This is a genomic window from Methanoregula sp., from assembly GCF_002835825.1.
Classification (GTDB): domain Archaea; phylum Halobacteriota; class Methanomicrobia; order Methanomicrobiales; family Methanospirillaceae; genus Methanoregula.
In genome coordinates this window covers 1-3,331 of sequence record NZ_PIZH01000254.1, presented here as the reverse complement: position 1 = coordinate 3,331, position 3,331 = coordinate 1, and the positions used below count along the sequence as shown (strand labels likewise).

Annotated in this window: 4 protein-coding genes; 2 read left to right on the top strand and 2 right to left on the bottom strand. The window is 56.3% G+C overall.

Annotated elements, in window-relative coordinates; translation table 11 throughout:
- Window positions 1–523: 2,5-diamino-6-(ribosylamino)-4(3H)-pyrimidinone 5'-phosphate reductase (locus CW742_RS09315; RefSeq protein ID WP_292419536.1), on the bottom strand; the 523-nt coding region annotated here is incomplete at its 3' end.
- A gap of 229 nt (window positions 524–752) precedes the next feature.
- Here CW742_RS09315 and CW742_RS09310 point away from each other — a divergent pair.
- Window positions 753–2,549, top strand: a complete 1,797-nt coding sequence (locus CW742_RS09310) for a PAS domain-containing sensor histidine kinase (RefSeq protein ID WP_292419533.1) — start codon at window positions 753–755, stop codon at window positions 2,547–2,549.
- Window positions 2,539–2,913 (top strand): response regulator, encoded by a 375-nt coding sequence (locus CW742_RS09305; RefSeq protein WP_292419530.1) that lies wholly within the window; start codon window positions 2,539–2,541, stop codon window positions 2,911–2,913. The genes CW742_RS09310 and CW742_RS09305 overlap by 11 nt, the downstream gene beginning before the upstream one ends.
- A gap of 47 nt (window positions 2,914–2,960) precedes the next feature.
- Here CW742_RS09305 and CW742_RS09300 read toward each other — a convergent pair whose 3' ends face one another.
- A complete protein-coding gene (locus tag CW742_RS09300) occupies window positions 2,961–3,149 on the bottom strand; it encodes a hypothetical protein (RefSeq protein WP_292419528.1) in 189 nt (62 codons plus the stop codon).
- Window positions 3,150–3,331 lie beyond the last annotated feature (182 nt).

Genomic DNA, 3,331 nt, shown 5'->3' with positions numbered 1-3,331 from the left:
TGTAGATCTCGTCCACGAGCCCGGCCGCAATGAGGCCGGCAATGAGCGTGCCCCCGCCTTCGACCATGACCCGGCGGATACCCATCCGGCCGAGTTCCTCCATCATCTGCACAAGGTCAACGCGATCGTTCCCCGCAATAAGGATGGTTGCGAATTTTTCCAGTTCGCTTACTTTTGCCGGGTCCGCCCGTTTCGACACCGCGATGACCCTCTTTCCCTCTTCCTTGTGGAGGATCTTTGCATCGATGGGGGTGCGGGCATGGCTGTCCACGACAATCCGGACCGGGTGCAGGCTTGTCCCCCGGGCCAGCCGGTTGTTCCGGCACTCCTCGGATTTTACCGTGAGGGACGGGTCGTCTGCGAGCACGGTGCCGATGCCGACCATCACCGCGTCGCTGCCTGCCTTGAGCCGGTCAACGCGGTTGAAGTCCTGCGAGCCGGAGATCTTCACCTGCCGGCGCTCACGGGTAGAAAGTTTGCCGTCAGCGCTCATGGCAGTGTTGACGATCACGTAGGGGCGCATAATCCATCGAAGGTTGCCCGGCCAGTTATATCAAACCACTGATCTCACCTCTTGTGAATTCCTGAGCAAGAATACCGTCTGACTGGACGTGTTGTGGTTCTTTCTCCGGTTGTTTGTCCGGCATGCAGAACTCCCGTCAGGACTCAGGACCAATCCCGGCCCTCCTTTCCGGAATTGCGGGAATCGTCTGCTACTTTCAAATAACAAGAACACCAAACTGGCAGATAGTATGCGGGAGAATCAAGTCCGGGTTGGCAGTCTTTTCCTCCACGGAACCGATCTCGTGCGAATGGTCATCATCGCCTCGCTTGCCCTCCTGTGCATCGCCACCTCTGCGGTGTCGTTTGCAACGGGCACACTGGGCATCATCTCCTCCCAGCTCTTCTTCATCCCCATTATCTATGCATCCTATATCTCCCCGAAAAAGGGCCTGTTCGTTGCAGCAGCCTGCGGTTTTGCCTACCAGACCATCGGGTATCTTTACAGTTTTCCGAGTCCCGTGGCCCTTGTCACCATTACCGCCGAAGCAATCCTGTTCATCGTTATCGCCGTTATCATCGCGTATTTCATCGAGCGGATCCATGCCGGAGAACTCAAGTACCGCACGGTTTTCGAAAACTCCCAGCTCGGGATCATTCTCTTTGATGCAGCGGAATTCTCGATCAAGCAGAGCAATGAAAAGTTTGCGGCCATGCTGAATTATTCCGTTGATGAGGTCCTGTCAAAGTCGCTGCTGGACATCTTCCTCTCGCCCCGGGAGAAGAGCCGGTTCCTTGAGCGGATTGGAAAGGAGAAGACGACCACGGATTTCGAGACCCGCTTAGCCGCAAAGGACGGCTCCTCCTGCTGGGTCAACCTCTCGTGGTGCCAGATCAGCGACGGTATGATCAGCTGCTCGGTCATCAACATCAATGCACGGAAACTTGCCGAGAAGCTTAACAACGACAACATGATGAAGTACCGGCAGCTCACGGAAGGTTCCCCGACAAGCATCCTCATTATCCAGAACGGGTACATTCGTTTTGCCAACCCATCGTTCGTTTCGTTCGTTGGGTATTCTCTTGCGGAGATTACCGGAAAGGGCCTTGCCGCATTCATCGAACCTGGCGATCTTGACGCATTCACTGCATTTTCCGCACAGTGGGTACAAAAATTCCCGACCAAGCACGCAAAGGAGTTCCGGTTCCTGGCCAAGACCGGGGAGACGCGGGTCGGCTCGCTCTTCACGAACCAGGCCATGCACATGGGCAGCCCGGCAACCCTCGTCAACATTGTAGATATAACGGAGAAACAGCGTCTCGAAGACCAGATCCACAAGGACAATGAGCGGCGCCGGGGGGTCATCGTGACCGTTGCCCACGAGCTCCGGACACCGCTCCAGCCGATCCTCGGGTACCTCAACCTTCTGCTCTCCGATGCGGATGGGTTCGGCATCAAGGAAGACACAAAGAAAATCCTCGAACGCTGCCTTGCCAGCGTTGACCGCGAGCGGCAGATCATCAACCAGATGCTCGACCTCTCCGTTCTCGAAAGCGGGAAACTCCACCTGTCCCGTTCAACCTTCCCTCTTGCCCCGCTGGTCCAGAAAGTCCTCGATACCGGGGGATACGCGACCAAGGCAGAGCTTACGGTCAACATTGAGGAGTCCATACAGATTACCGGTGACAGGGAACGGCTCTTCTCGGTGCTTGATTCGCTCCTCTCCAATGCCGTCAATTATTCCAAGCCCCCGCGGAAGATCGGGATTTTCTACCGGTCACAGGTCGGGGACCGGCAGCACCATATCTCGATCCGGGACAACGGTGTCGGCATCCCGCAGGACCAGTTCAGCTCGATCTTCGAACCCTTCCAGCTGGCCGATGGTACGGTCCTCTCGCGGAAGTACGAACGCCTCGGCCTGTCCCTCTCGATTGCAAAAAATATCGTGCAGATGCATGGCGGGAGCATTTCGGTTGAGAGCGTGGTGAATGCCGGCAGTACATTCACCATTCACCTGCCCAGGGAGGAAATGCACCATGACGCGTAAGATTATGCTGGTTGAGGATGACCAGCCCATTCTCGATATGATGGACATCCTGCTGCGCAGGATCGGCTACGAGCCGGTGCTCGTGCCGGATGTGCTGGATGCGCTGGAACGCGTGAAAAATGACCCGCCGGCCCTCATCCTGCTCGACATCATGATGACGCCGATGAACGGCTGGGAGTTTTTGGAGAAACTCCGGACCGAATACAATATCCGCGAACTGCCCGTGATCCTCTTCACCGCGTCCCCCTCTGTGGAAGAGCGGATCGCCCTGATGAAGGACCCTTACCTCGGGGTGCTCCAGAAACCGGTCTCCATCCCGGAACTGAAAGCGGGCCTTGAGAAGTTCCTTGGGAAACAGGAATAATCCCTCCCGCCGGCTCCTGCGGGATATACATTTACGGTAAAAAGCTGTTATTCTGGTGTGTTTTCGGGTGCAGTATTGGTTCCGGTGTCCATTGCTTTTTTGATCTCGTCCGAGACCGCATGGCCTGCCCGGTTGATCTCCGCTGAAAGATCATGGATCTGGGTTTCCAGGTCCCGTTTGTGGTGTTCCCTCTTGATCTTCTTCATTTCCTGGTCAAGTTCTTCGGACAGCTCCATGGGGATCGCCAGTTATGTTCTCAAATTTCTCGTCCGGGGCATAAAAATGATTCTTTTTCCCGCCCGCCCCCGCACGACTTTTTTGGTATTCCCGCAGACTGCCGACAAGGGTCATCGCGGTCTTACAAGACCGGAGGTTCTCTCCGCCGGAAGAGGGGGCGGATCTCCGCCGCCACCTGGTC

Excerpts from the sequence above, each read along its gene's own strand:
- CW742_RS09310 (WP_292419533.1), top strand. The coding sequence starts at position 753 with ATGCGGGAGAATCAAGTCCGGGTTGGCAGTCTTTTCCTCCACGGAACC.
- CW742_RS09300 (WP_292419528.1), bottom strand. The coding sequence starts at position 3,149 with ATGGAGCTGTCCGAAGAACTTGACCAGGAAATGAAGAAGATCAAGAGG.
- CW742_RS09305 (WP_292419530.1), top strand. The coding sequence starts at position 2,539 with ATGACGCGTAAGATTATGCTGGTTGAGGATGACCAGCCCATTCTCGAT.